Annotated in this window: 26 protein-coding genes and 3 pseudogenes; 14 read left to right on the top strand and 15 right to left on the bottom strand. The window is 70.5% G+C overall.

What is annotated here, in order from left to right; translation table 11 throughout:
• Position 1: 1 nt before the first annotated feature.
• The 7 genes and pseudogenes from M3Q23_11645 to M3Q23_11615 form a co-directional block, all read right to left on the bottom strand.
• The gene (locus tag M3Q23_11645) at positions 2-1228 is read right to left on the bottom strand and encodes a low temperature requirement protein A (GenBank protein ID MDP9342718.1); all 1227 of its coding nucleotides are present in this window, start codon (positions 1226-1228) and stop codon (positions 2-4) included.
• Positions 1229-1830: 602 nt separating this feature from the next.
• Complete coding sequence (locus M3Q23_11640) at positions 1831-2028, bottom strand: hypothetical protein (protein ID MDP9342717.1); 198 nt, start codon at positions 2026-2028, stop codon at positions 1831-1833.
• Positions 2029-2110: 82 nt separating this feature from the next.
• Positions 2111-2233, bottom strand: a pseudogene (locus tag M3Q23_11635) (hypothetical protein).
• 32 nt (positions 2234-2265) lie between these two features.
• The gene (locus M3Q23_11630; protein MDP9342716.1) at positions 2266-2913 is read right to left on the bottom strand and encodes a M15 family metallopeptidase; all 648 of its coding nucleotides are present in this window, start codon (positions 2911-2913) and stop codon (positions 2266-2268) included.
• A gap of 152 nt (positions 2914-3065) precedes the next feature.
• Entirely contained in the window at positions 3066-3803 is a 738-nt protein-coding gene (locus M3Q23_11625; protein ID MDP9342715.1) for a VOC family protein, read from the bottom strand.
• 131 nt (positions 3804-3934) lie between these two features.
• A complete protein-coding gene (locus tag M3Q23_11620) occupies positions 3935-4603 on the bottom strand; it encodes a hypothetical protein (protein MDP9342714.1) in 669 nt (222 codons plus the stop codon).
• A 68-nt stretch (positions 4604-4671) separates the two neighbouring features.
• Entirely contained in the window at positions 4672-5508 is an 837-nt protein-coding gene (locus tag M3Q23_11615; GenBank protein ID MDP9342713.1) for a hypothetical protein, read from the bottom strand.
• 149 nt (positions 5509-5657) lie between these two features.
• On the opposite strand from M3Q23_11615, the gene M3Q23_11610 reads away from it, so the two are divergent.
• The gene (locus M3Q23_11610; GenBank protein ID MDP9342712.1) at positions 5658-7022 is read left to right on the top strand and encodes a hypothetical protein; all 1365 of its coding nucleotides are present in this window, start codon (positions 5658-5660) and stop codon (positions 7020-7022) included.
• 15 nt (positions 7023-7037) lie between these two features.
• Here the strand turns inward: M3Q23_11610 and M3Q23_11605 are convergent, their stop codons facing one another.
• The 3 genes from M3Q23_11605 to M3Q23_11595 form a co-directional block, all read right to left on the bottom strand.
• On the bottom strand, positions 7038-7316 hold the full coding sequence (locus M3Q23_11605; GenBank protein MDP9342711.1) for a hypothetical protein: 279 nt from the start codon (positions 7314-7316) through the stop codon (positions 7038-7040).
• Between the two features lie 72 nt (positions 7317-7388).
• Positions 7389-7772 (bottom strand): hypothetical protein, encoded by a 384-nt coding sequence (locus tag M3Q23_11600; protein MDP9342710.1) that lies wholly within the window; start codon positions 7770-7772, stop codon positions 7389-7391.
• A gap of 241 nt (positions 7773-8013) precedes the next feature.
• Positions 8014-8343, bottom strand: a complete 330-nt coding sequence (locus M3Q23_11595; protein ID MDP9342709.1) for an STAS domain-containing protein — start codon at positions 8341-8343, stop codon at positions 8014-8016.
• Between the two features lie 187 nt (positions 8344-8530).
• On the opposite strand from M3Q23_11595, the gene M3Q23_11590 reads away from it, so the two are divergent.
• The 9 genes from M3Q23_11590 to M3Q23_11550 all read left to right on the top strand — a co-directional run bounded on the left by M3Q23_11590 (position 8531) and on the right by M3Q23_11550 (position 14298).
• Positions 8531-8731: a hypothetical protein gene (locus M3Q23_11590; GenBank protein MDP9342708.1), complete on the top strand. Its 201-nt coding sequence runs from the start codon at positions 8531-8533 to the stop codon at positions 8729-8731.
• Positions 8732-8819: 88 nt separating this feature from the next.
• Positions 8820-9008 (top strand): hypothetical protein, encoded by a 189-nt coding sequence (locus M3Q23_11585; GenBank protein ID MDP9342707.1) that lies wholly within the window; start codon positions 8820-8822, stop codon positions 9006-9008.
• A 122-nt stretch (positions 9009-9130) separates the two neighbouring features.
• The gene (locus tag M3Q23_11580) at positions 9131-10084 is read left to right on the top strand and encodes a LiaF-related protein (GenBank protein MDP9342706.1); all 954 of its coding nucleotides are present in this window, start codon (positions 9131-9133) and stop codon (positions 10082-10084) included.
• Between the two features lie 4 nt (positions 10085-10088).
• On the top strand, positions 10089-10286 hold the full coding sequence (locus M3Q23_11575) for a hypothetical protein (protein ID MDP9342705.1): 198 nt from the start codon (positions 10089-10091) through the stop codon (positions 10284-10286).
• 73 nt (positions 10287-10359) lie between these two features.
• A complete protein-coding gene (locus tag M3Q23_11570; GenBank protein MDP9342704.1) occupies positions 10360-11220 on the top strand; it encodes an LLM class flavin-dependent oxidoreductase in 861 nt (286 codons plus the stop codon).
• A gap of 16 nt (positions 11221-11236) precedes the next feature.
• Positions 11237-12133 (top strand): DUF72 domain-containing protein, encoded by an 897-nt coding sequence (locus M3Q23_11565; protein ID MDP9342703.1) that lies wholly within the window; start codon positions 11237-11239, stop codon positions 12131-12133.
• Positions 12134-12146: 13 nt separating this feature from the next.
• Positions 12147-12563 (top strand): pyridoxamine 5'-phosphate oxidase family protein, encoded by a 417-nt coding sequence (locus tag M3Q23_11560; GenBank protein ID MDP9342702.1) that lies wholly within the window; start codon positions 12147-12149, stop codon positions 12561-12563.
• Positions 12564-12680: 117 nt separating this feature from the next.
• Entirely contained in the window at positions 12681-13205 is a 525-nt protein-coding gene (locus tag M3Q23_11555) for a sigma-70 family RNA polymerase sigma factor (protein ID MDP9342701.1), read from the top strand.
• Entirely contained in the window at positions 13186-14298 is a 1113-nt protein-coding gene (locus tag M3Q23_11550; protein ID MDP9342700.1) for a DPP IV N-terminal domain-containing protein, read from the top strand. The genes M3Q23_11555 and M3Q23_11550 overlap by 20 nt, the downstream gene beginning before the upstream one ends.
• Here the strand turns inward: M3Q23_11550 and M3Q23_11545 are convergent.
• Positions 14243-15730 carry a hypothetical protein gene (locus M3Q23_11545; GenBank protein ID MDP9342699.1) on the bottom strand — a complete coding sequence of 496 codons (1488 nt, stop codon included), beginning with the start codon at positions 15728-15730 and terminating at the stop codon, positions 14243-14245. The two genes, M3Q23_11550 and M3Q23_11545, sit on opposite strands and share 56 nt — an antisense overlap.
• Positions 15723-16253 carry a sigma-70 family RNA polymerase sigma factor gene (locus M3Q23_11540; GenBank protein ID MDP9342698.1) on the bottom strand — a complete coding sequence of 177 codons (531 nt, stop codon included), beginning with the start codon at positions 16251-16253 and terminating at the stop codon, positions 15723-15725. Before M3Q23_11540 ends, M3Q23_11545 begins: the two co-directional genes overlap by 8 nt.
• 93 nt (positions 16254-16346) lie before the next feature.
• Here M3Q23_11540 and M3Q23_11535 point away from each other — a divergent pair, with 93 nt between their 5' ends.
• A complete protein-coding gene (locus tag M3Q23_11535) occupies positions 16347-17519 on the top strand; it encodes a site-2 protease family protein (GenBank protein MDP9342697.1) in 1173 nt (390 codons plus the stop codon).
• On the opposite strand, the gene M3Q23_11530 is transcribed toward M3Q23_11535, so the two are convergent.
• A complete protein-coding gene (locus M3Q23_11530; GenBank protein MDP9342696.1) occupies positions 17516-18049 on the bottom strand; it encodes a DoxX family protein in 534 nt (177 codons plus the stop codon). The two genes, M3Q23_11535 and M3Q23_11530, sit on opposite strands and share 4 nt — an antisense overlap.
• Positions 18050-18129: 80 nt before the next feature.
• The gene (locus tag M3Q23_11525; GenBank protein MDP9342695.1) at positions 18130-19812 is read right to left on the bottom strand and encodes an alkaline phosphatase D family protein; all 1683 of its coding nucleotides are present in this window, start codon (positions 19810-19812) and stop codon (positions 18130-18132) included.
• Between the two features lie 221 nt (positions 19813-20033).
• On the opposite strand from M3Q23_11525, the pseudogene M3Q23_11520 reads away from it, so the two are divergent.
• A pseudogene (locus M3Q23_11520) lies at positions 20034-21728 on the top strand (ATP-dependent helicase).
• Here M3Q23_11520 and M3Q23_11515 read toward each other — a convergent pair.
• A pseudogene (locus M3Q23_11515) lies at positions 21712-21993 on the bottom strand (hypothetical protein). The pseudogenes M3Q23_11520 and M3Q23_11515 sit on opposite strands and share 17 nt — an antisense overlap.
• Here M3Q23_11515 and M3Q23_11510 point away from each other — a divergent pair.
• Positions 21894-22862, top strand: a complete 969-nt coding sequence (locus M3Q23_11510; protein ID MDP9342694.1) for a PD-(D/E)XK nuclease family protein — start codon at positions 21894-21896, stop codon at positions 22860-22862. The pseudogene M3Q23_11515 and the gene M3Q23_11510 sit on opposite strands and share 100 nt — an antisense overlap.
• The gene (locus tag M3Q23_11505; GenBank protein MDP9342693.1) at positions 22859-26113 is read left to right on the top strand and encodes an ATP-dependent helicase; all 3255 of its coding nucleotides are present in this window, start codon (positions 22859-22861) and stop codon (positions 26111-26113) included. The genes M3Q23_11510 and M3Q23_11505 overlap by 4 nt, the downstream gene beginning before the upstream one ends.
• The last annotated feature ends 5 nt before the right edge of the window (positions 26114-26118 follow it).

The following is a 26118-nucleotide window of genomic DNA, read 5'->3' as shown; positions in this document are numbered from 1 at the left end:
TTCAGGAAGCCGGCGGGGAGGGCTGGATCAGGGTCCGCTCCAGGAACACCACCGCCACCAGCACGCCGGCCAGCCCGGCCGCCACGGCAAGCGGAGGCAGCGCGCCCTGGGCCGCCAGGATGCCGATGAGGATCGCCGCAGCGCCGAGCTTCAGCGACACCCCGACGCGTCGGCGTCCACCCAGGGTCACCGATCGCGTGCCGACCAGCGCGACCATGTAGAGCACCGCTCCGCCCAGGAGCGCCGCGGCGGCCCCCGCCCCCAGGTGTCCCTGTCCCGCCCGGTCGATCACCAGCCGCAGGCCCGCGCTCAGCGCCGCGAGGCCCATCAGCAGGGGGATGTGCGCGTACGAGTACACGACGACGGACATGGTGGACCCGTGCAGGACCACGTTCGCCTGCCGGTCGAAGTACAGCCACCAGATGGCCGCGACGGCGATGAAGCCCAGGACCGCTGCCGCCACGGAGTCCGGTCGCCAATGCGTACCCGCCGTCCCCACGGCGACGGCGACGACGGACTCGCCCAGCACGATCAGCGTGAACAGGGCCCACCGCTCGGGGAGATGGCTGGCGCTCGTGCGCACTCGACGGTGGATCCGGGTGGTGAGGGGAGGAAGGCTCAGCTCGAGCACCTGCGCGACCACCCACAGGGCGTACCGGGACGGCGTGGGGAGGGCGAGCGAGATCAGCCACAAGGCGGCCCCCGTGGCGTAGCCGATGCCGTAGAACCTGACCAGCGGGCGAGCTTCCGGGACCGCCCGCCACGCCCGCAGGTAGAGCACGAGCATGAACGAGCGCAGGCACACGTACGCGATGGCGAACTGCGCACTGTGGCGCCCGTCGGCGACGTCACCGATCAGCACCGCCATCGCGGCGATCGCCAGCATCGCCGCGAAGTAGGCCGCCCGGAACAGCAGGTCGTCGGTGTCGAAGCGGTCCGCGTAGGCCATGTAGCCCTGCCAGGCCACGAACACGGGGAAGAACAGCGCCGCGAACCGGAGGAAACCGCCCGCGGAGTGGTCGGCCACTAGCTCCCGCGACAGCTCGGTGATCGCGACGACGAACACGAGGTCGAAGAAGAGCTCCAGCCAGGAGGCGTGTCTCGGCTCCGCTTCCTCCGCGACCGTCTGCAATCGCGGCGGGACGAACCAGCGCTCATGGCGACGTGCGCCGGCCGGCCCGTCGGCCGTCTGGTCCGGTCTGGAAGGCTCCCCGAAGCGGACGCCCATCGCCGCAGAGGGTAGGCGATCAGCAGGTGTCGAGGAACTTCACATAGACACCCAGGGGAAAACGGTCGACCTCGTCTCGCATGCGCTTGGCAACTACTGGCATGTTACGCTCCGCCACCCAGGCTGAAGGAGGCTTCATGGCAGAACGGACGATCCTCGTGTGCGACATCTGCGGGCGACCAGCCGTGCAGACGGTCACATTCAAGATCGGACGAAGGAGCTTGCAGAAGGACTATTGCGAGATCCATCTCCAAGAACTCGCCGCCGGTGGCAGGGCTCCTCGACCGGGTCGGCGGCGTGGAACCGTGGTTGCAGCTCCGGCCAAGCGTCGGGGACGGCCGCCGAAGTCCGCTGCCACCACGGCGAAGCGCAGGGGAAGGCCAAAGAAGACCGCCACTGCGGCGCGCCGACCCCGCGAGACGCCCACGACCGCTGCCTCGGAAGAAGCTGCTGGACCGACCGAAGGCTGACGCTCTCAGCCCGAGGTCATGTCAGCCAGCCGGTGGGCCGTGCAACTCCGCGAGTCGTGAGTCCGGTCGGGAGCCTGCCGTCCAAGAGCTGGGACCCTGCCGGACGTTCGCGGACGCTGCTCGACTAGCGAATCAGCGAGGCCGCTTGCGCCTCCGGCGGGGGATGTCGACGTAGCCCATGAGCCCGACCCCTTTGTGCGGGTGGCCGTGCTCATCGAAGTACATGGCCTCCACCTCTTGGAGGGGGACGACCTCCTTACGAGTGCGCCAGTTGCGCCATCTCGTTCGGGCGGTCTGAGGCCAATGCTTCGGGTCGAATCGCTTGCCCATGGTGGCGACCCTAGCCGCCTGGTTCGAAGTCCAGGCGGATCTCGCCCTCATGAAGCGCGGGAGTCTTGTCCCACGCTTCGCCGAGTTCCTCATTCATGATCTCCGAACACAACGCGATGCACTCGTTGCAGATGGCAATGTCCCTCGGGCCATGGACGAGCTTCTTCACTGCCCTTTGGGACTTGCCGCAAAAGGAACACCCCATGTTCGACCCCCTGAGAACGTGGCCGCTAACAGCTAGTTTCCCGTCAGGCTGAAGTGCATGTAGTCCTGGTCGCCGCTCCAATCGCCGCCCCACGTCCAGCCGATGGAGGTGAACGCTCGAACCACCGCGTCGCCGGGATGGATCATGCCACGGAGATGCTGCGGGCGGTCGCCGTAGCGGCGCGAATGGTAGTTGCGGATGAACCCGTCGGAGGCCACGTACGGGTTCTGGAGCGGATTGACGTCGATGGCCAGCCCGTACGCGTGCTGCGACCAGCTCGCCAGAGGCCCGCGGGCCGTGAGTGCGGGGCGGCAGTTGAACCCCATGGTGAAGTCGCGCCGGTCGGTGGGCGGAGCATCCACGCCTCGAAACGGGATGGCCAGGTGGATCCGCTCGATGGGAAAGCGGGCCCGGAACAGCCGCCCGAACACCGTCACCACCTCGTCCGCCGCTGTCGCGTTCACCACCATCGGCCCCTGGTGGACGCGGCCGTCGAACCCCCAGTACCGGAGCGTGAGCAACCGGAGATCGGGCAGCGGCACCGGGCATCCCGGATGCCACGTCCGGCCGCGCATCGATCCGGCCAGGCCGGGCGGGATCGACGAGACCGTTCCCAGGAACCGGGCCGGCAGCGGCCGCCGGGTGGCGGCCGGCGATGGCGTCGGCGTCGAACCCGGCACCGCGTTCGAAGCGACACCCCCTCCGCCGGCCGAGATGACGGGGGCCGGGGCCGTCGGATGCCTCCCAGCGTTCGCTCGGGAACAGCCCGCCAGCAGGACCAGCACGGCCCCAAGGGCCCCGACCACCCTGGCCAATGCGCGCACGTTCGGCCTCAGTGCGGAGCGTGGTGGTAGACGCCGAAGGCGTTGCCGGCGGGGTCGCGGAAGGCGCCAGTATCCATGTGGTCGTCCACGGGCACGGGCCCGTACACGCGGGAACCGCCTAGCTCCTCCGCTCGGGCCAGCGTCTTCTCGACGTCCGGGACGCTGGCGTACACGGTGGCCCATCGTGCCTCCGTGCCCGAACCCAGCCCACCCTGGATCCCTCGGCCGGCGCCCGTGTCCACCAGCCAGTAGCCGGGAGGGCCAGACTCGTCCACGGTCCACCCGAACAGCTCCGAGTAGAAGCGCTGGGTCCGTTGGGCGTCCGACCCCAGGACCTCGAACCAGTCGACCGGCGCGCGGTCACCCGCGGAAGGGCCCGGTGGCGTGGTCTCCGTCGGCTCGGCGCTCTCAACCAGGCCGACCAGGAGGCCGTCCGGGTCGACGAGCATGGCCCAGGTCACGTAACCGAGCGACATGACCGGGACGACGGTCTTCCCCCCCAGCGATTCGGCCCGGTCGAGCATGGCCTGTAGGTCGTCGCCCTCGACGTAGAACGAGGACCACGGCTCGCCGGTCCGGCTCTTGCCGATCCCGCCGTTGATCCCGCCGCCGCTGCGCGTGTCCACCAGTGTGTAGTTCCCGGTGGGGCTGGTTCGGAGGCCCCAGCCGAACAGCTCCCCGTAGAACGCGACCAGCGGCTGGTCGTCGGGCCCGCCGATCTCGAAATGCACTACCGCGTTTCCCATCCCTTGCCCTCCTCCGTTGCCGGAGGGATTGAACCCCGTTCGACCCCCGGAGTTCCAGAGCCCTGACGCGAACGGGCCCCGGCAGCATGTCGCCGGGGCCCGGGTCGCTTCCGCGGGCGTGGGAGCTACATCTAGCTCTCGGGCGTGTACACCTCGAACCACAGGAACAGGTTGGTGTCGATGTCCCTCGAGGCCTCACCGGCGTGCTGGACAGCCCGCAGCGTGGACAGGCTCTGGCCCGCCACGAGCGTGTTCCAGCCGTCCTGGCTGGTGACGAACACGACCTTCACCGGCCACCACACCGAGTTCAGCTCCTCGTTGTCGTCGATCAGGACGCTGTGGGCGGGGAAGGTCGCGTTCGATTGGCCTCCCACCCGGGACAGATCGATCGTGTCGGGATGGTCGATGCACATCCCGGCGACGGGGCAGTGCAGCGTGGACTGGTCCGGTGTGAATCCCTTCGGGATCAGCACCCACACGGGAGCCCCGACATCGCCGGACGGCGGGTCGACCCGCGGAGCGCTTCCGGCCTCGCAGCTCGAGGACGCCGACGAGGGCGGAGGCTCCGCACAGAAGAAGTCGTGCGAGTACTGGAACTCGACGGTGCTCCCCTGGAACCACCCGTCGGTGATCCCGATGTTGATGCACTCCGGGCCGCCCAGGGTGCACTCACCTTCGGCGGCCTTCGCGTTGGGATGATGGCCCATGGCCAGGGCCGTGCCGAGGGTCGTGGCGAACACCACGAGGGCCCCCGCGAGTGCCAGGCCGGCCATCCGGTAGGGACGGGTTGCTCTTGCCATGTGACCTCCTGTGGGGCGCTGGAATGACGGACAGAAGGGGCGTCCAGAGGTACTACGGGCCGGATGGCCTAGGAGATGGCGCCGGACCGAGGGAAATCGAGAGCGGTCGTCCCTCGCGATGCCAGCAGTCCGTAAATCCCGACCGCGAGGATCGACGCCAGCACCGCCACGTACAGCCAGGCCGAGGGTTGACCCCACCGGACCAGGTCACCGTACCTGGCGAGCGCGATGCCCTGGAGCGCGCCCAGGCCCACGTACGCGAACAGGGCCGGGCGGACTCTGGTCCAGTCGTTCTCCCAGACCGCGGTCAGGAGGACGACGCCGAGACCGGCCATCCACGCGCTCATGGCCTGGGCGGTGAGCGGGGTGAGCGCCCACGGCCACAGGTGGGTGGCGGTCCCGGGCGTCACGAACAGCGCCCCGCCGACACCCAGCACGATCACCCCCTGGACGGCCAGCAACGCGCGAAGCCAGCGAGGAAGAAAGGCAGCCCGGGGCGGGTCGACCCCCACCCCGCGGGCCGTCCTCAGCTGGGCGATCCACAGCAGGGTCGCTGCCGGAGGCGCGAGCACGTAGACGATCAGCCACAGCCAGGCCGCCGTCCGGCTGACCAGGCCGGGGGCGTGCAGGTGGAACAGTCCGAGGTGCAGCAGGGTGGCGAGCAGGGTCAGCCACAGGAACAGCACCACGCCCGGAACGCCCACCCGAGCCCGTGCCCACACCAGGGCGAACCCGCTGGGCAGCGCCAGGGACAGGGCCGTGAAGTAGAACGCCCCCAGGAACGCCGCGGTCAGGGGGACCTGGATGGTCCAGGCGAAGTATTTGTCCGTGTGGTCGGTGCCCACGAACAGCTGGAGTCCGGCCAGGGTCACCAGCAGGGAGCCGACGAAGAAGACCGCGCGCATGCCGGGCGTCGTCCGGCGTATGGGCGAGCTCGGCGCCGGCTCCATGAGGCCCTACGGTAGCGCAGCGGGGGCCGGCGACGCTGCCCCGCGCGATTTCTTTGCCACGGATTCCGGCCGAACACTTGAACCGGCGGCCCGCTGGACGTGTCATGACATCGAAGATGTGGGATCCGTTCCGGCCCTCCGTCCTTCGCCCCCGGCGCGCCCGACGCACCCGCCGCATCCGGCGCGTCATCGGCATCGCGGTGGTGGTGCTGATCGTGGGGGGCGGCGCGACCGCGGCCGCCATCCTCATTCCCTCCATCGTGACCAAGGCCAGGCACGCCGGGACCACGAAGACGTCGCCGAGCCCCACGCCGGCTGCCCGCTGCGCGAGCGCTCGCGCGGCGGCCCGGGCAGGCGGCACCACCCGGCTGGGCGTGCTGGCATGGGTCCAGGACGGAACGCTCCGGACGTTCGACCTCGACGGCTGCCACAGCCGCACGCTGGTCGCGAAGGCCGCCGCCGGTCCGGTGCGGTTCAGCCACGACGGACGATGGGTGGCGTTCGGGGCCGGAGGCGTCGTGGGGGCGAACGGAGGTCAGGTCCTGCACCCCGTGGGGCAGCCGGCCGTGTGGCAGTGGTCGCCCTCGGACGACGTCCTGGCCGCCGTGACCGACGGGGGGGGTGTGGAGATCGGCGGGCCCACGCAGCCGGGACGCTCACTGCTCCCAGACGGGACGGGGGTCGGGCACCTCGCCTTCAGCCCGGACGGAAGCCAGCTGGCAGTCGACGTGGGCGATCACATCGACGTGGTGGACGTGCCGGGCGGCGCCAGCCGGACCGTGTACCGGGCGTCCTCCGGCACCCACGCGTCGCCGGAGGTCGCCGGCTGGTCACCGGACGGCCGGTGGGTGGTGTTCTGGTCGCATCTCAAGGGCCCGGCGGCCCCGCTCAACGCGGTGCCGGCCGGCGGAGGCAACTGGTTGAACGTGTTCAATCCGGTACTTCCGTACGGGGACTTCCTGTCCTGGTGCGGACCCGACCTCGCCTTCTCCGGCGGGAGCAAGGGGCAGCCCAGCAAGGGGAACCAGATCCTGGTCTCGGAACCGCCCGCCTGGCAGTTCCACAACGTCTCCGCCGATTTCATCCGGAGCTGGATCTGGCCGGCCTGCTCGCCGAACGGCCGGTGGATCGCCGCGACCGCGACGCCGAACCGCGCCGAGACACCGCCGGGCTACGGGGTCCGCTCGCTGTGGTTGCTCTCCACCAGGAGCAAGGACCGTCAGCGGCTCACGGACGTGACCGACGCGGCGTTCGAGGACTCGCGGTGGTCCTCCGACGGCCGATTCCTGCTGGTGGTCCAGCGGGGCCTGGAGCCGAACTCGGCCGGCGAGGTACTGCTCGTCCCTATCGACCCCCAGACCGGGAAGCCGGGGAAGATCGTCGGCCCGGTGGCCGACCTGGGGAAGGTGTCAGGGGGCCCGGGCCACCCCGACTGGTCGCAGGTGACCGACTGGTACCGGCCGGCCTGACCTGGGGGGCCGAGTCTAGCCGGCCTTGCGGATGGCCTGGATGAGGTCCCACTTGCCCATGCTGGACCGGCCCGCGATGTTCTTGCGCTTGGCCACCTCGTAGAGGTCCTGGCGGGTCCGGTCCTCGAGGTTCCGGCCGGGCTTGCCGCCCCGGGCCCTGGACTTCGCGGCCTGCCGGCCGAGGTCGCTTCGCACCGCCTTGGGCAGCTTGGCGATGGTGCGCTGGGACTTGGCCGCCGAGATCGCCTTCTTCACGTTGCGCTTCGCGGCCCGTACCTGCTTCCGCGTCGCCATGGCTCACCTCCCAGGAATCGACGCCTTCCTGAAAAAGCCTGCCCGTGAACGAAAGCGACAAGACCGCTCGAATCAGCGGATGCGATTGTGAAGCTCGATGCTCCAGCGCCACTCGGAGTGGTCGTCGGCGTTCCACCAGCTGAGCAGCAGGCCGACCTCGCCTCCGGGGAGGATCACCGGCTTGCCCTCGTCCTCCGGCCCCGGCCACACGTTCGCCCTGCCCACCTCGGCCCCCGAGACGGTCAGCCGCGACATGGGCGTGACGGCCTCGTGACGCAGCCCCATGCCCCGAGCCACCAGCTCGCCGTCCTGCGTCCGGACCTCCACGTCGACGCGCTCGGGAACGGAGTGGGCCAGCACCTCGAGATGCGGATCCATCTGGCCCCGGGCGAACTCGAGCCCCATGGAGCCCCCGTCCGGGTTCCGGAGCTCCCAGATCCACGGTCCCTCACCCATCGGAGTGAATGTACCCCTGGGGAACGCGCCCGGACATGCCCTGCGGGGTTTCTCACTCACGCATGGGGGCAAGGTGCTCGAAGAGGCGGGAGACTGGCGCGGCGAGATCGACCGGCGGGCGGGCTGAGTGGCGCGATCGCCCTGAACTCGGACTTGACAACCGGCGCGGGATCGGGCAGAGTCCGCGTTGGAGACCGCTGGGACCTTCGGGTTCCGGCGGTTTCCGCTTTCCGGGGGTGCGTCACTCCAGCGGGAGGTCCTCCAGGAACTCCACCCGCTCTTCCAGCCGGGTCACCTCGAACACCCGCTGCACCGTGCGGGGCCCCCGGATGAACAAGACCCGGCGCCCGGCCGCTCGTCCCCGGGCATCCACGTCGACCAGGGCCTGGAGGCCGGAGGAGTCCAGGAACGTCAGCTTCCTGAGGTCGACGTACACGACCGGCGGCGCTTCCTGCTCCACCTTGGCCAGTCGCCGGGCCACCCGGCCGACCTCAGCGAGGTCCAGCTCTCCGGTCAGGACGACGGCGACACCGTCGGCCCGGCGCTGGAGGTTCACCCGGAGCCAGCCCACCTCGGCTCCCTCGTTCGACGGTCCGCGATCGACGTCAAGCCCTCCCCCACAATGAACGCGTCCCCTCGACCAGCGATCGGGGGTAGCACCGAGACGAGCAGTGCCCGGAATCCTCGCGATCATACAAAGACGCGCTTCGCGTTCCCAGCCCTCAAGTCGCGGGTCTGAGCGCCCGACCCTTGGACCGATGAGCGACGCGACGAGAGCGTGGTCGTACCGGCCGCGTCACAGTGCAAGTCTCCGTCGGGGGACCGTCCTGTGGGCCGTGGCCAGCGTGCTCAGGCTGGCGGTCCTGATGGGGCTGCTCCTGGCCGTCTTCTTCGGTTTGACCGCCGGCGTAGGCTACGTCGTGGTCCATCAACTGGCGGGCTTGCTCACCAGCCGGTGAGGGCCGATTCCTCACCGTTGTCCCATTCGCACCGGTGTGACGGGGCTCGCCTTGGGTACATAGGCTCCGTCACGAAGGGGGCCCGCGCGTGAAGCTCGTCCTGATCAACGACGACGGCTACCCGGTGGCCGAGATCGAGGACGTCGAACGCTACGACCTGTCCACCACCCGGGGCCGGGCCATGCTCGACGACGACGTGGTCGTGGCCATGGGACAGGCCGACCGCCGGGCCGTCCTCGAGCTGATCCGGGCCCGCCGGGACGGCACCGAGGAGTAGTCCGGCCCCCGAACACCCCCTTCCACCCCTTCAGCCCGGAACGACCCCTTCACGAAAAGAAGCATGACGGCGCCCAAAACGGGGAAACGTTTCAGCGCCCGCGAGTGGAAGGGGTGAGGAGGGTGGACAGCCCGACCGGTACCAAGACGACGGACCAGGAAGATCGGGAGCAAGCGCCTGCCACCGGCGACGGAGACGGCCGGGAGGCCACGCAGGAGCAGGTGGTCAAGGTTCCGGAGGCACGCCAGGAGGAGAGCGCCCGGGCGCCTGACGGCGCATCGCAGCAGACCGCTACGTCGCCGTCTGGGGCCGCGTCCGACACGCAAGCGGCGGTCGCGGCGACGGCGGAGGAAGCGCCCAAAGAACCGTCGAAGGACGGGCACGAGGGGCCCTCAGAGGGGCCCTCCGAGAGGCCCTCGTCCACCGCCCCCACCACACGGATCCAGAGGGTGAAGAAGGAGGAGCCCGCTCCGAAGACTCCCCGATTCTCGCCCGCCAGGCTGGTCGTGGGGGCGATCCTCGTCCTGGGCGGCATCGCGTGGCTGCTCGACGTCACCAACTCCACCAAGGTCAACTGGGGCGTGCTGCTCTCGCTCGCCCTCGTGGCCGTGGGAGGCGGCCTCCTCCTGCTGGGGCTGCGCGGCGGGATGAACCGGGGCCTGATGCTGCTCGGGGTCATCCTCGCGGCCATCCTCACCGCCGCGGCCGCCCTGCGCATCGACATCGCCGGCGGCATCGGGAGCCAGACCGTGCATCCCGTGTCGGCCAAGGCGCTCGGGAAGACCTACCGCATGGCCGTCGGACAGATGACCATCGACCTCCGCCACGTCAACCTCGGGAACGGCTCGCCCAAGCTGCGGGCCACCGTCGGCGTGGGGCAGCTGGTGGTCCTCGTTCCCGACGGCGCGAACGTGCGGGTGCACGCCCGGGCGGGAGCCGGACAGGTCTCTGCGTTCAGCCACACCCAGAGCGGCCTGGACGTGGACCACACGTTCTTCCATGGAAGCGGCCCGCCAAAGGTCATCCTGGGCCTGTCGGTCGGCGTCGGCCAGGTCACCGTCCACAAGGGAGGTTAGCGACATGAAGGGGAACCTGAGCATCGGTGCGGTCGGGATCGGCATCTTCTTCGCGGTGGCGGGGATCGCGTTCCTGCTGGACCAGCTGGACGTGTGGACGATCAACGCCACCTTCCTGCTCCCGGCACTGCTGATCGGGTTCGGCGTGGCCATGCTGCTGGGCGGGGTTCGGCGGTCGGGAACGAGCCAGCCCTCCCGCTGACCGCCCCGAACGCCATTCCCGGGATTCCTCCTATGCTGAACTCGGGCGCCCCCGTCTCCAGGAGGGATTCCGCATGAAGATCGGTATCGGCCTTCCGAACACCATCCCGGGCACGCCGGGCTCCGTCCTGGTCGAATGGGCCAGGCGGGCCGAGGCCCGGGGCTTCACCACCCTCGCCACCATCGACCGGGTGGCCTATCCGAGCTACGAGTCGCTGGTGGCGCTGGCGGCGGCGGGGGCCGTCACCGAGCGCGTCGAGCTCTTCACCAACATCCTGCTCGCCCCCACCCGCAACACCGTCCTGCTGGCCAAGGAGGCGGCGAGCGTCGACCAGATCTCGGGCGGCCGGCTGACCCTGGGGCTGGCCGTGGGCAACCGCCCGGACGACTACGAGGCGGCGGGGCAGCCCTTCGAGAACCGTGGGCACCGGTTCGACGAGCAGCTCCAGACACTCCAGGAGGCGTGGAGCGGCAAGCCCGTGAGTGGCTCCGACAAGCCCATCGGGCCGCGGCCCGTCCGTGACGAGGGCATCCCCATCATGATCGGCGGGAACTTCCCGGGATGCTTCGACCGCATCGTGAAATGGGGCGTCGGATGGACCGCGGGAGGCGGGCCGGCGGAGCAGGCGGGCCCCTTCGCCCAGCAGGTTCGGGAGGCCTGGAAGGCGGCCGGGAAGGAAGGGCAGCCCCGCATCGTGGCGCTGTCCTACTTCGGGATGGGGCCGGACGTGGAGACCTCCAAGCGGACCATCCTGGACTACTACGCGTACCTCGGCGGATTCGAGAAGGACTTCGCCGAGTACCTTCCCCGGGGGGCGGAAGCCGTCCGCGAGACGGTCGAGAAGTTCGAGGAGGCCGGGATCGACGAGCTCATGTTCGACCCCACCATCCCCGATCCAGCCGAGGTGGACCTGCTGGCAGACACCGTCCTGTAGGACCGATCCCGGGCGGATGGGCGAGATCCTGATCGGCATCACCGGCTGGACCGAGCCGACGCTGGTCAAGGACGGCACCTTCTACCCGAAGAAGACCATGACCGCCGAGGAGCGGCTGCGCTTCTACGCCGAGCAGTTCCCCATCGTCGAGGTCGACTCGACCTACTACGCGCCGCCCTCGGAGCGAAACGCCGCGCTGTGGATCGAACGGACCCCCGCGCACTTCACCTTCAACGTCAAGGCCTACGCGCTGCTCACGAACCACCCCACGAAGCCGGACTCGCTGTATCGCGATGTCCGGGACCGGCTGCCCCCCGAGCAGGCCGGCAAGCGCAACGTGTACCGGGAACAGCTACCGGCCGAGCTGGTGGAGGAGGTGTGGCAGCGCTTCCGCGACTCGCTGATGCCGCTGCACTCCGCGGGGAAGCTCGGCGCGGTGCTGTTCCAGTTCCCGCAGTGGTTCGTGATCGGCCGCAAGAACAAGGACTACTTGGTCGAATGCGCCGAACGCCTGCCCGACTACCGCGTGGCCGTGGAGTTCCGCCACAAGAGCTGGATGGAGGAGCGCAACCGCGACGAGACCCTCTCGTTCCTGGAGGAGCACGCCCTGCCGTACGTGTGCGTGGACATGCCGCAGGGGTTCGACTCGAGCATCCCGCCGGTGGCGGCGACGACGGCGAAGGACCTGGCCCTGGTGCGGTTCCACGGCCGCGATCCGGGGCAATGGACGAAGAAGAACGTGTCCGCGGCGGAGCGGTTCCGCTACGACTACTCGAAGGAGGAGCTCGAGGAGTGGGTTCCCCGGGTCCGGGAGCTCGCCGAGAGCGCCCGCGAGACGCACGTCCTGATGAACAACTGCTACCGGAACTTCGCGGTGAAGAGCGCCCAGCAGCTGGCCACGCTGCTCGAGTGAAGGAGGCCCGAGGATGAGCGCGTTCACTGCCGCCGAGATCGAGTACCTGCAGGGCCAGCGCCGAGGATACCTGGCCACCGTGGGGCGGGACGGGCAGCCCCACGTCATCCCGGTGACGTACTGGTTCAACCAGGACGAGGACGCCCTCGACGTGGGCGGGATCAACTTCGCCGCCGGCAAGAAGTGGCGTGACGCGCAGGGGAACCCGAAGGTCACCTTCCTGGTGGAGGACGTCATCGTGGGGCCTCCGCGGCGGGCCCGGGCGGTCGAGGTCCGCGGCGAGGCCGAGCTCCACGAGACCGGCGGCGATTCGATCAACCCGAGGTTCCCCAACTTCGCGCCGCAGTTCTTCCGGATCCGCCCCAGGCGGATCGTCAGCTGGGGCGTGGACAGCGAGGGGTTCCACCCGAACGCGCGCAACGTCCCGTAGCCGCACCCGGCGACGAAGGCGATCCGGTCCCGGCCCGTATCCAGCCCGTGCAGGCATGCAACCCATGCCACGCTTCGTGCGTCGGAGGGATGCATCTACGAGAAGGGCTCCGATCCGTTGGACGAAGCCAGGCTCCGCGAGTTCGTCGAGACCGAGTACCCGAGGCTGGTCGGCGCGGTCTCGCTCATCTCGGGGAGCCGGGCGGCCGCCGAGGACACCGTCCAGGAGGCGCTGGGCCGGGCGTGGGAGGGATCGACCCGCGGCCAGTCCGTGGAGAACCTGGCCGCCTGGGTGACGACGGTGTCGCTGAACCTGGCCCGAAGCGGTCTGCGGAGGATCCGGGCCGAAGCGCGGGCTCGAAGCCGGCTGGGCGGATCAACCCCGTTCGACCACGCGGTGCCCGGGGCCGACCGGATCGACCTGGCCCGGGTCCTGCGAGGACTGACTCGCCGCCAGCGGGAGGCCACCGTGCTTCGGTACTACCTGGATCTCGACGTGGCGGAGGTGGCGGACGCCATGGCGGCCCCTGAAGGAACCGTGAAGAGCCTGCTGCATCGGGCGCGGTCGGCGATGGCGGCCGCGCTGGGCGTGCCGGACGTGGAGATGGAGGAGGTCGCCCCGGATGGCGAACGTGGAGGATAGGCTCCGGGACGAGCTCCGCCGGCTGGCGGAGCCAGGAAGTCCCGATGGCGTCGTGGAAATCGTGTTCCGCCGGGCGGCCCGGCGCCGGGCTCGTAAGCGCCTCGCCACCGTCGCGCTCGCCCTCGCCGTGGCGGTGGGCACGGTCGCCGGGACCTACCTGCTGGTCAGGGTGTTCCCGCGGAGCGGCCATGGGACGCCGGCCGGGGGTCTGTCGCCCGCTCCCATCGTTCCCCACGCCAACGGGCTCATCGCCTACGCGAACGGCTCGGTCATCCACACCATCACGCCGGAAGGTTCGGCGGGTGCGGCCATCCCGGCTCCGGGGGACGCCTGGCTGCTCGCGTGGTCGCCCGACGGCATGCAGCTCGCGGTTACCATCTTCCCTCCGGCAGAAGGCGACCGGACCATCTGGGTCATGGACGCCGACGGGTCGGACCCGCATCGGGTCGCGTCGGCGGACAACGTCAGCCAGGCGTCCTGGTCTCCCGACGGGTCAACCCTCGCCTACGCGGCCAAGAACGGCAAGACCTCAGCCATCCACATCGTGCGGAGGGACGGATCCGACGACCGGACCGTCTACAGCACGGAGGCCCCAGGAGCTCGCGCCGTCTTCTCCGCGGCGTTCTCGCCGGACGGGACACAGATCCTCTTCGACCAGGGGACGGATTCCGGCTTCGACGTCTTCGTCATGAACGCGGACGGCTCCGACGTGCGCAGGCTCACCCACACCGGCCACGACTACGACCCGCACTGGTCGCCCGACGGCACCCGGATCGCCTTCACCCGGCAGGGCGTGGGCCCGCAGTCCGACATCTACGTGATGGACGCGGACGGCTCGCACGTGCGCCAGCTGACCGACGGCGGGGCCGGGGCGACGAACCTGTACCCGGAATGGTCCCCGGACGGCACGAAGATCGCCTACGTGTCCGGAAGGAACGGCGGCCCCGGCGGGCTGGTGGTGATGAACCCGGACGGAACCGACCCGGTCATCCTGGTGAAGAACGGCGTGCTGGGCATCTCGTGGCAGCCTGTGCCGGTCAGTACGAGCCCCACACCCTCCAGCCGTCCGGGCGCTGGATCAGGTACAGGGTGAAGTCCAGGCTAGCGCTGTCGGTACCGTCGTCGAGGGTCACGGCGTAGGTTCGCGCGGCGACCTCCGGCCCGCAGCCGGTGGTCACCAGGTCGTCCTGCTGGGCCGCCACCGCGTTCTGCACGCTGATCGCGTCCGGCGACCCGGACACGCTCCACGAGGCGTGGTCGAAGGCCCCGTCGTCGGCCAGGGAGCGGGCGGTCGCCTCGTCCCCGGCCGCATAGGCCCTGGCGAATTGCAGCGCCGCGCTGCCGGCCTCCGCCGCCGCGTCAGGCCCGGGCGGCAGCGAGTTCGCCGTGTCCGGGCACCACTGGAACGCGCCCCCCGGGTGCGAGGGCGACGGCTGGGGGCCGGAACCGGTCAGCTGGAGGTCGGCATTGACATTGGGGACGAAGGCTTCATTCGAGGCCAGCACGTGCCCGTCCAGGGAGATCCGTACCATGAGAATGTCCAGGTGCCCGAGGTAGCCAAATCGTGCCGGATCCGGGTTGGAAACGAGCGTGCCGTCCAGGCTCCAGCGGGGACCCCCGGGACAGGCGAACTGTTGCGCGTTCGCGTCGTAGATGACGGTGCTGCACCCCTGGTGGTCCGCGGCGACCGCGTAGAACCCCTGCGGCGCGTGAACCAGGTAGAACGGGCGGACGACCCCATGGGGATTCGGCGGGAGCTCGGCGGAACCGAACCGGAGGACGGAGCCGACCGGATACTGATCCGGCCTCCCCAGGACGTAGAAGTCGACCTGGCTCCCGATGACGGAGGCCTCCCGAAGCGGCAAGAAAGTCCACGATTGAAGCGCGGACTGGAGCGCGGACCGGTCGGCCGCCGAGGCATGGGGCCCGATCCACGCGGCGACCCCGTAGTCGTCACCGTTCGCGAGGATCGTCCCGAAGTGCGGAACGGGCTCATTTCCTCCCACGTACCGCCTGATGGGATGGAGGTTCGCGAGGCTCACAGGGAACGAGTTGTCCGGACGCTGCTCGACCGCCACGATCCCAAATCCCCGGAACGACTGCCAGATCTGGAGCATCACCCCGTCGGAGGGGAACGAGCTGAGGAGGCCGAGGAACGAGTCCGCTCCGTTGGCGCCCGCATCGACGCCGGGGACCGGAAAGTTGGCGAGGCGGGCCCCGATCTCGGTCGTCCGGGCCTGGTCCCCGAAGCTCACGAAATGCCACCGCGCCGGGTAGCGGATCCTCCAGGCGGCCGTCCCCTCCCGGAACACTGTGCTCCCGATGGACACTCGCGGCGAGGTCCCTCGGAACGCCACGACGGCGCCGGCGAACCCGGCGATCGCGATGAGCACCGCAACCGCTCCGGCCTCTATGCGATGCCGTCGACGGCGAGCCACCCTACGCCGGGCCAGCCGCCCAAAGGCGTCCGGCCGGGGCGCGATTCGCTCCGCGACTCGGTCCAGCACGGTCTTGAGCTCAGTCATCGCTTCGCTCCAGCACTTGTCGTAGCGCCGCGCGGGCCTGGGACGCCAGCACCCGGGCGGTGACGGCCTTCACCCCGAGTGCTCGGCCCGCTTCTTCGGAGTCGTAGCCGACCATCTCCGTCAGCACGAGCGCGGCCCGCTGCCGGGGCGTGAGCGTGGCCAGCGCCCTCGCCACCAGATCGCGCTCGTCGGCTGCCTCGAAGGCGTCCGCCCCACGCGCCATCCCGACCACTCGCCGGGCTGCGCGGGCGGCTCGCCGGTACCGGCTCCGGAAGGCGTTCATGGCCGTGCGGTACAGGTAGCCCGTGGGGTCGTCGAGATGCCGCACGCGGTCCCACCGCTCCCACATCTTCAGGAACGCCTCCTGCATGAGATCCTCCGCCTCGCCTTCGTTCCCGGTCACCAAGAACAGGGCTCGCAGCAGCCGGGCGTGCTCCGCGCGGAAGAAGTCCTCGAAGCTCCGCGTGGCCGCCTCCGTGGCCCGCTCGGTCACCCGGCCGCCCGCCTCCCTCATCCACCCCATGAACGCCTCGTCTGGCCCGATCGTTTAGCGGCCCCACCGGTATCAGAGCACTCCGGGGTACCCTGGCCCAAGCAGACCTCCGGGAGGGCGCGGGTGTTCGGCAGGTCCTGGAAGATCGCCACCATCGGCGGGATCGCCATTCGCGTAGACAGGTCGTGGACGTTCATCGCTGTCTTCATCACGTACTCGTTCTGGTACCGGTTCGACGTCGAGGCTCCCTACCGGCACCTGGGGCGCGGCGCCATGCTCGGTCTGGCCGTCTTCGCGGCAGCCCTGTTCTTCGGATCCGTGCTGGCCCACGAGCTGGCCCACGCCGGGACGGCCCGGGCCCGCGGGATCCCGGTGTCGGGGATCACGCTGTGGCTGTTCGGAGGGGCAACCAGCGCCCGGATCGAGGACAAGGGGCCGAAGGACGAGTTCCTGGTCACGGCGGCCGGGCCGGCAACCAGCCTCGCCCTGGGCGCGTTGTTCTGGGGCCTGTCGAAGACCGGGAGCGTGATCTCGCCATCGGTGGCCGGGGCCCTCGGAGACCTCGGGTGGATCAACTTCATCCTCGGAGCCTTCAACCTGGTGCCGGGGTTCCCGCTGGACGGCGGGCGGCTGCTCCGCTCGATCGTGTGGCGGATCACCGGGGACCTCGATCGGGCCACCGGGGTCGCCGGGTGGACCGGCTCGGTGGTGGCCGCCGGGCTCATCGTCGCGGGCCTGGTGGAGGCCACGCAGCGGGACTTCGGGGGCGGGCTGTGGCTCGCCTTCATCGGGTGGTTCCTGCTCCAGGCCGCCCAGGGGTCCCTACGGCAGCGGCGCCTCCGGCGGCTGCTGGCCGCCGGCACGGCCGCCGAGGCCATGAGCCCACCGCCCCGGGCCATCCCGGCAGGGATGACGCTCTCCGAGGCCCTGTTCACCTACCTCGCGGGGCACGAGGAGCAGGTGTTCCCGGTGGTGGAGGACGGACGGGTCATCGGGATGCTCTCGTTCGCCTCGGCCCGGCGGATCGGGAGGCGCGACCCCATGCGTCCGGTCCGGGACGCCGTGATCCCACTGAAGGACGCCAACGCGGTCACGGAGACGGAGCGCCTCGACCGGGTGGCCGAGCTGGTCGGCGGCGGCGAGTCGGCGATCGTCCTCCGGGACGGGCAGCTGGTCGGCTCGATCACGCCGAACGACCTGTCGCGGTGGATGCGCGTGGCCATCCCCCCGAACGGCATCGAGCCCGGCGAACGTTCCGGCCGCTGGTCTCGGAGGCTCTTCGGCGGAGGAGGCTAGGCCGCTCGGCGCTCCTCCCCGGCCGCCGGCTGGGCTGACCGCCGCAGCCGCTCCAGGCGGTACGCGTTGACCGAGATGCCGCCCAGCAGGCCGAGCAGGGTCGCGGCGACGCCCCAGCCGGTCCCGGCCAGCCCCGAGCCGATGGCGTGGTCGACCGAGTAGGCCCCGGGCCCGGCGAACGCGATGGCCACGGCGACGATGCCCATGACCAGCGGGAATTCCATCCCGCCGTTCGTGTTCCACATTCCCTTCTCCGCGTGCACCGCGAGGATCGCCGTGGTCATCACGCCGACGATCGCGGCGCAACCCAGCGGCGTGAGCAGGCCGAGCATCAGGAGCAGGCCGCCGCCCGCCTCCGACACCCCGACCAGGACCGCCATGGGCTGCCCCGGCCGGAATCCCATTCCATGGAGCCATCCACCGGTGCCCTGGACCCCGTAGCCGCCGAACCAGCCGAAGAGCTTCTGGGTCCCGTGGCCGACGAACAGCGCTCCGACGACCACACGAAGGATGAGAAGGCCGATGTCCATGGCGGTTCATCTCCTTCTGTTGACCTCAGGTTGTCTACCCTCGGCGGTCGGACCGAAACCGGCCGCCTCCGGGCGCTGCGCTACGCGGCCCTGAGGTGCAGGTCGTAGCAGTCGCTGTAGAACCCCACGCCCGGCTTGCCGTTCCCGGCCACCGGCGTCCCGTCCTCGCCGATCGGGAACACCGACAGCGTGTGCTTCTTGGAGTCGATGACCACCCTCCCGAACCCGTAGGGATTGATCCCCGCGCACAGGTTCTTGTTCACGAACACCAGGAACGAGCGGACCAGTCCGTCCGGGCAGCCGCTGGTGCAACCCGGCTGTCCCAGGAACCCGTTGATCTCGGCCGCGAACGTGTCCGTGGCCACCGGGCCCACGGTGTACTCGCACATCCCCTGCACCCCGGAGCAGTTCGGCGGGTCGCTGGGGCTGCCGGGCGTGGCGGTGTTGTCGTCAACGGTGTGGGCGAGGAAGGCGTGGATGTCCGTGGCCAGCCACACCACGTTGTCGACGTTGTTCGTGTCGACGAAGTCGATGACCTGCTGGCGCTCCCAGCGGTACCCCTCCCACCGGTCGTACGGCAGGGCGTAGAACTGCTGGATGGGGTCCTCCGTGAAGACGATCTTCCATGTGGCCGTGCTGGCCTTCAGGTCCCTCTCGAACCGGGCCCGCTGCGCCTTGCCGAGCATGGTCCGCCCGGTGGCGTTGAGGTCGGCCGTGCAGAGCGCCGGGACGGGCTGGTCCAGCCCGCTCCCCGCGAACTGGGACGCGAACGAGTCCCGGACGTCCTGCGACAGGGTGGGGACCAGGTCGATGTGGCCGGTCGCCGGGTTGGTGCAGTCCGGCGTGCCGTCGCCGTTGGTGTCCATCTTGTCCGCCTCGATCGTCCGGAACGAGCGCTCGTCCAGGATGAAGATCTGGACCTGGCTGCCCCACCGGAACGTGCGGTAGAACCCCAGCTTCTTGCTGGGGGCGGCCATGCCGTCGTACTCCTCGAACGCCTGACGGCCCTTCGCCAGCAGCTTGGGGCTGAGGGTCTGTGCGTCGAAGTTGTCGCGGACCTCGTGGTCGTCCCACTGCGTGTAGAAGGGGAGCGCCGCGCGGAGGTTTCGAAGCGACGGGAACGACAGGTTCTTCCGGTAGCTCTGACGGTACTGGGCCAGGGTGGTGTCGGGCTTCTTCAGGCAGCTGGAGTCGGCATAGATGGTGTCGCCCAGGTTCACGTAGAAGGCCCCCGGGTTCTTCAGGGCCGTGGCGAAGGACTGGAAGTCCTTCTCGCCGGAGCAGGTCACGGAGGGGTCCCCCGGCTTGGGCGTGCCGTCCTGGTCCCCGCTGAACGTGAACGTCAGGCTGGCGTCCGAGGAAGCCGACGGCGCGGTCCGGAAGTGCCCCACGCGGCTGGTTCCGCCTCCGCCGGTGAACTTGTAGTAGTAGCTCGTGTTGGGCTTGAGCTTGCTCACCTCGACCAGGACGGTCCCGTCGTGGGCCGCCGGGACCTTCACCCCGCGCGAGTGATCGCCCTTCGAGAACGTCTTGCTGGTGCTCCACGTGAGCGTGACCTTGGAGGCCGTGGTCTCGGTCCACAGCAGGACCGAGGTGGACGTCACGTCGTTGGCCCCCACCCCGAACGGGAACTGCTTGGGCTCCGAGGCCGGGCCCCCGTGGGCCTTGGCAGCCTTGGCCGATGTGGGCCCCGCCGCCACGCCGGGGGCCCCGAGCGACCCGACCAGGGCGGCGGCCGCGAGCGCCACCAGGAACCGTCGCATGCGAATCTCCTTTCGACTCGAGCAGGCGCGAGGAGGGACGCGTTGGCCGCAGACCCCCGGCACCGGACACGGGATTCTCGTTCCTTGGCGGCTCCCCTGTCCAGGGCCGATGCCGGCCTGTCACACCCGGGCGCTAGCATCAGGCTGTGGCACCGAATCCGGCTCTCCAGTTCGAACCCGATCCCGCGCAGGAGCGGGTGCTTGCCCACGGCACCGGACCGATGCTGGTCACCGGCCCACCCGGGTCCGGCAAGACAGCCGTGCTCCGGGAGCGGTTCGCCCGCCTGATCGAGGAGGGGGCCGACCCGGAGCGGGTGGTCCTGGTGGTGGGGTCGGCGCGAGCTCGGGCGGAGGCCCGGAGCGCCCTGTTCGACCGGCTGCGGGCCTCGCTGCCCACCCTGCGGGTCACGACGGTGCACGGTCTGGCCTACGACGTGGTGTCCAGACGCTACGAGGCCCTGGACTACGCGGCGGCCCCCACCATCCTGTCCGCCGCCGATCATTTCGCCAAGGTCCAGGAGCTGCTCCAGGGAGAGGATCGGGCCGGCTGGCCCAGCTACGGCTCCATGCTGGGCCTGCGGGGCTTCGCCGACCAGGTCCGCCAGTTCCTGCTGCGGGCCCAGGAAGCGCTGCTGGCGCCGGAGGAGATCGCGAAGAAGGCAGAGGCCTCCGGCCTCACCGGGTGGCTCGAGCTGGCCGGGTTCTACCGGCGCTACCTCGAGGTCCTGGACGCCGAGAACTCCGTGGACTTCGCCGGGCTCGTGGAGCAGGCGGCGGCGGCCGTCCAGGGCCAGCCTCCCCTGTACGACCACGTCCTGGTGGACGACTACCAGGACGCCACGTTCGCCGGGGAGGCGCTCCTGGTGGGGCTCGCTCCGCAGAGCCTGGTCGTGGCCGGGGACCCGGACGGGCACGTGTTCTCGTTCCAGGGAACCACCGACGTGCCGCTGCGGGAGTTCACCACCCGCGTCCCGGCCGCCAGCCACACGTCGCTCGAGACCCGGCATCGCGGGCCCGACCTCCGCTTCGACGCCTGGCTGACCCCGCACGTGTCGGAGGAATACGGCGCGGTGGTCCGTGAGCTCCGGCGGGTCCACGTGGAGGAGGACGTCCCCTGGAGCCGGCTGGCGGTGGTGGTGCGCCGCCGCGGGAGCCACCTGGGCGGCCTGCTCAGGGCGCTGGACGACGGGGCCATCCCTCGGTTCGTGCCCGAGCGCGGCGTTTCCTTGCTGGCCGAGCCCGCCACCTACCCGTTCGTCCTGGCCCTCCGGTGGATCGCCCGGCCCGATCAGCGTGACACGCTCATCGAGCCCATCCTGACCTCCGAGCTGGCCCGCCTGGCCCCGGCGGAGGCCCGGGCGCTGGTCCGGGCGACCCGCGGCGCGGGCGACCCCGCCGGTCGAGCCCTCGCGCACGGCCACACGCTCGGCCGGGAACCGGCGGAGGAGGTGGAGTCCCTCCGGGACGTCCTCGCTGCGGCCGAGGCCAGGGGGCGGGACTCGGTCCTGGACACGTTCAGCGTCCTGTGGCGGGAATTGCCGTTCGCCCGCCGGCTGGTCGAGCGGGCGGAGAGCGACCCGGAGTCACGGCGGGACCTCGACGCGGTGGTCGCGTTCGCGGACGCGGTGGCCGCCGCCGGCTCGTCGGCCGACCCCACGCTGGAGGCGTTCCTCGAGGTGATCGAGGCGGGCGAGGAAGGGCCCGGGTACGGGACCGGCGGCAGGCGGGAGCCGGAGGCGGTCCGGGTGCTGACGGCACACGGGTCGGTGGGCCAGGAGTTCGACACCGTGGTCGTGGTGGGGGCCCTGGAGGGCAACTTCCCCAGCCTGTCCCGCCCCGAGCCGATGTTCGACCTCGCGGTGCTGGGACGGAAGATCCCACAGTCCGAGCGGAACCGGCTCCGGCTGGCCGACGAGCGCCGGCTGTTCCGCGTGGTGGTGGGCCGCGCGGCTCGGCGGGTGGTCTTCACGGCCAGCACCGCCCAGGAAGACCCGGACCTCACGGCGAGGTCCCGGTTCGTGGACGAGCTGGGGGTCAGGTGGAACGCGTTGTCGGGCGACCCTTCCACCGACCCCCTGACCGTGGCGGAGGCCGCCTCCACGTGGCGCCGGACCCTGGCCGATCCGGGGCGGGCCCGCGCGGAACGCCTGGCCGCGCTGGAGGGGCTCGTGGCCCTGGGCGCCGATCCGTCCGCCTGGTGGTTCCAGCGGGACTGGACCGACACCGGAAATCCCCTCCACGACCGCGTCCGGGTCTCGTTCTCGCGCCTGGACACCCTGGAGAACTGCGAGCTCCAGTACGTCCTGTCCGAGGAGCTCGGGCTCGGCCCCCCGTCCGGCTATCACGCATGGGTGGGCCATCTCGTCCACAAGCTGATCGAGGAGTACGAGGAGGGAGCCATCCCCCACTCGCTGGAGGCCTTGCTCCAGGCGGCCCACGACCGCTGGCGTCCCGAGGAGTTCCCCTCCTTCGCGGTGTCGGAGGCGTTCCGGCGCCTGGTGACCGGCACCATGCTCCCGAACTGGTACCGGGACTACGAACGGAATCAGTCGCTGGCGCGGGAGGTCCGGTTCGAGTTCGAGTTCGGCGGCGCCACCGTGACCGGCTACATCGACCGCATCGGCGAGATCACCGCGGGCGGGAACCGGATCACCGACTACAAGACCGGCAAGATCGAGAACGCCCGGAACGCCGATGAGAACCTCCAGCTCGGGATCTACTACCTGGCCGTGGACGAAGCGCCCGAGCTCGCTCCGTTCCGTCCCATCCGGGCCGTGCAACTGGCGTTTCTTCGGGGCCGGTGGAACGAGCCTGGCCGGGTGGCCAAGCTGGAATGGATGCCCTCGCCCGATCACGTGGCCTCCTACCGGGACGGCATGCGAGAACGCCTGGGCGGCCTGATCGGGCGGATCGGCAGGCTCATGGAAGGCGACGTCTACCGCCCCGACCCCGCCGCGAACTGCCGGTTCTGCGACTTCAAGACCCTGTGTCCACTGTGGCCGGAGGGGTCTCCCCTGTTCCCGGAGATCGAGGGAAGGACAGGCCGATGACGGCCGGAGCGCTGGGCATTCCGAAGGAGATCACGGCCGCGATGGGCGCCGAGCCCACCGACGAACAGTGGCGCGCCATCTCCATGCCCCTCGAGCCGTACGTGGTGGTGGCCGGGGCGGGCTCCGGCAAGACCTCGGTCATGGCGGCCCGGATCGTGTACCTGGCGCTGGTGGCCCTGGGCCGGATCGACGGCCGAGGACAGGACACCGGCGTCCTCCCCGGGAACGTGCTGTGCCTCACCTTCACCAACAAGGCCACCGAGAACCTGATGCTCCGGGTCCGCCGCGCCCTGGCCCACCTCGACCTGGCCGAGGGCGAGGAGCCCGAGATCCTCAACTACCACGGGTTCGCCGCGCAGATCGTGGAGCGGCACGGGCTGATGGTGGGCATCGAGCCCGGCCAGCGGGTCCTCTCGCCGGCCCAGCGGGCCGAGCTGTGCGCGCAGGTGCTCGACCGGATGACCTTCGACCACATCGCCGCGGAGTGGCAGCCCAGCGTCGTGGGCAAGATCCTCGAGCTCGCCGACCAGGCCGCCGACCACTGCGTCGACCTGGACCGGCTGATCCAGTTCAACCAGGGCCGGATGCAGCAGCTCTCCGCGTACCGGAGCGACCGGGCCTATCTCGCCGCGCACGAGCGGATCGAGCTGGCCCGGGCCGCCCAGGTGTTCCACCAGCTGAAGCGAGACCTCGGCGTGATCGACTTCGGCGACCAGATCGCGCTGGCCCTTCGCGTGGTGGAGGAGCGCCCGGACGTGGTCCAGGAGTATCGCTCCCGGTTCGCCACGGCGATCCTCGACGAGTACCAGGACACGAACGTGGCCCAGGCCCGCCTGATCGCCGGCCTGTTCGGCGACGGCTTCCCGGTCACCGCCGTGGGCGATCCGGACCAGAACATCTACGCGTGGCGGGGGGCCAGCCTGTTCAACCTGCTCCAGTTCCAGCGGCAGTTCCCCCGGGCCGACGGCTCGCCGCCGGCGAAGCTCCCCCTGTACACCAACTTCCGCTCGGGAGCCCGGATCCTCGCGGCGGCCGACCGGATCATCGCGCCGCTCCCGCCCGAACAGCGCCCGGACCCGGACAAGCGGCTGGTGGCATGGGAACCGAACGGCGCCGGAGTGATCGAGGTGGTTCGCCACGGCGACGAGTGGGAAGAGGCCAGGTGGATCGCCGGCCGGATCGTGGAGCTGCACGAGGCCGGCGAGCGCTGGTCGAGCTGCGCCGTGCTGTGCCGCACCAGCAGGCTCTTCTTCGCGCTCCAGCAGTCCTTCGCCGAGCGCGGCATCCCGGTCGAGGTGGCAGGGTTGACCGGCTTGCTGAAGCTGCCCGAGGTGGTGGAGGTGTTGGCGTACGCCCGGGCGGTGGCGGACCCGAACGCCAGCGTGAGCCTGGCCCGGATCCTCCTGGGCCCTCGATACCGGGTCGGATACAAGGACCTGGCACGGGTGGCGGCGTGGGCCAAGGAGCGCAACTACGGCGTCCGCGGGACCGAGGAGGGCGAGGCCATGCCGTTCCTGTTCACGGAGGCCCTCGACCACCTCGACCAGACTGCCGGGCTTTCCGAGGAAGGGCGAACCCGCCTGGAGGGGTTTCGACGCGAGCTGGCGGCCCTCCGGCAGGAGGCCCGTCGCCCGGTCGGGGAGTTCCTGGCGGAGGTCATCCGGCGGACGGGGATCCTGGCCGAGCTCGACGCCAGCCCCGACGCGGGGGTGGCCACGGCCCGGCGCCGGAACCTGGCCGCGTTCCTGGACGAGGTCCACGCGTTCTCTCCGGTCGAGGGCGAGCTGACGTTGCGGGCCTTCCTGGACTACGTGGACGCGGTAGATGCCAGCGACCGGCCCGAGTGGTCGCCCGTCCAGCCCAGCGACGCGGATTCCGTGAAGGTCATGACCATCCACCAGGCCAAGGGGCTCGAGTTCGGCAACGTGTTCGTGCCCGGGCTGGCGAAGGACCTCATGCCCAGCAACCGAATCCAGCAGAACCCGGCCGAGCGCGGCAAGTCGCTCGACTTCGAACTGCGCGGGGACGCCGAGATCCTCCCGCGCTTCGACGGCGTGCTGGCACGCTTCCGGGAGGCCCTGAAGGCGCAGGAGCTGATCGAGGAGCGCCGGACCTGCTACGTCGCCCTGACCCGAGCCCGAAAGCGCCTGGTGGTGACCGGCGCCCACTGGTACGGAGAGACCCAGAAACCCAAGAACCCGAGCGACTTCTTCGAGGAACTGGCCGCGTGGGGAGAGGAGAGCGGTGAGGCCATGGTGGACCGGGGGCCCGACATCGAGGAGGAGAACCCTCTGATCGGGTACCGCCAGCGCTTCGTCCAGGACTGGCCCGGGCGGGCGCTGCCGCGGGAGGAGGACGAGCTGTTCCCCGAGGGATGGCGGGCCGCGGCCGTACGCGCGGCGGAAGCCGGGAGCGCGCCGGACGCCGCGGGGGCGGAGCTGTCCGCGGCGGAGCGCGAGTCGCTGGAGGCGGCGGCGGACGGGAACCGCACGCTCGCCCGTCACCTCGTCGAACGTGAACGGGAACAACCGGTCCCGCCGTGGGTCCCGCCGAGCATCTCGGTGGGTGGCGTCATCGACTACGCACGCTGTCCCAAGCTGTTCTACTGGTCGGCCGTCCGGCCGCTTCCTCGGTTCAGCGGGCCGGCCGCCCGCATCGGAACCGAGATCCACAACTGGATCCAGCGCCGCTCGACGGGGCAGACCACGCTGATCGAGATGGAGGAGCAGCCCGACCTCACCGCCGAGGAGCTGTCCGGCGAACCCGGGAAGCTCGAGCGGCTCCGGGAGGCCTTCCTGGCCAGCCGGTTCGGTGATGCCGTCCCGCTGTACGCCGAGCGGCCGTTCGTGTTGAGCGTCGACGGCGGCGTGGTGAGCGGCCGGATCGACGCCGTGTACGGGACGCCCGGCGGGCCCTGGGAGGTCGTCGACTACAAGACGGGACGGAAACCGGCCGCCGAGGACCCGCTGGCGGGGCTCCAGCTCGACCTGTACGCCCTGGCCTGCGTGGAGGCGTTCGGCAAGGACCCGCGGGACCTGACGCTGACGTACCTCTACCTGTCCTCGGGGGAGGAGGACACGAGACCGGCCGGTGACCCCGGGCGAACGCGGGAGCGGGTGATGGCCGCACTGCGCGGAATGGCAGCCGGAGCTTTCGACCCGACCCCGGGCGAACAATGCCGGTGGTGCGACTTCCGGAGCTTCTGCGAGGCCGGGAAGGCGTACCTGGCCGCGAAAGAGCATTCCGCCTAGTCGAC

It is taken from the genome of Actinomycetota bacterium, assembly GCA_030774015.1.
GTDB lineage: Bacteria > Actinomycetota > UBA4738 > UBA4738 > JACQTL01 > JALYLZ01.
The sequence above is the reverse complement of the archived record's forward strand: the minus strand, read 5'-3'. Positions and strand labels throughout refer to the sequence as shown.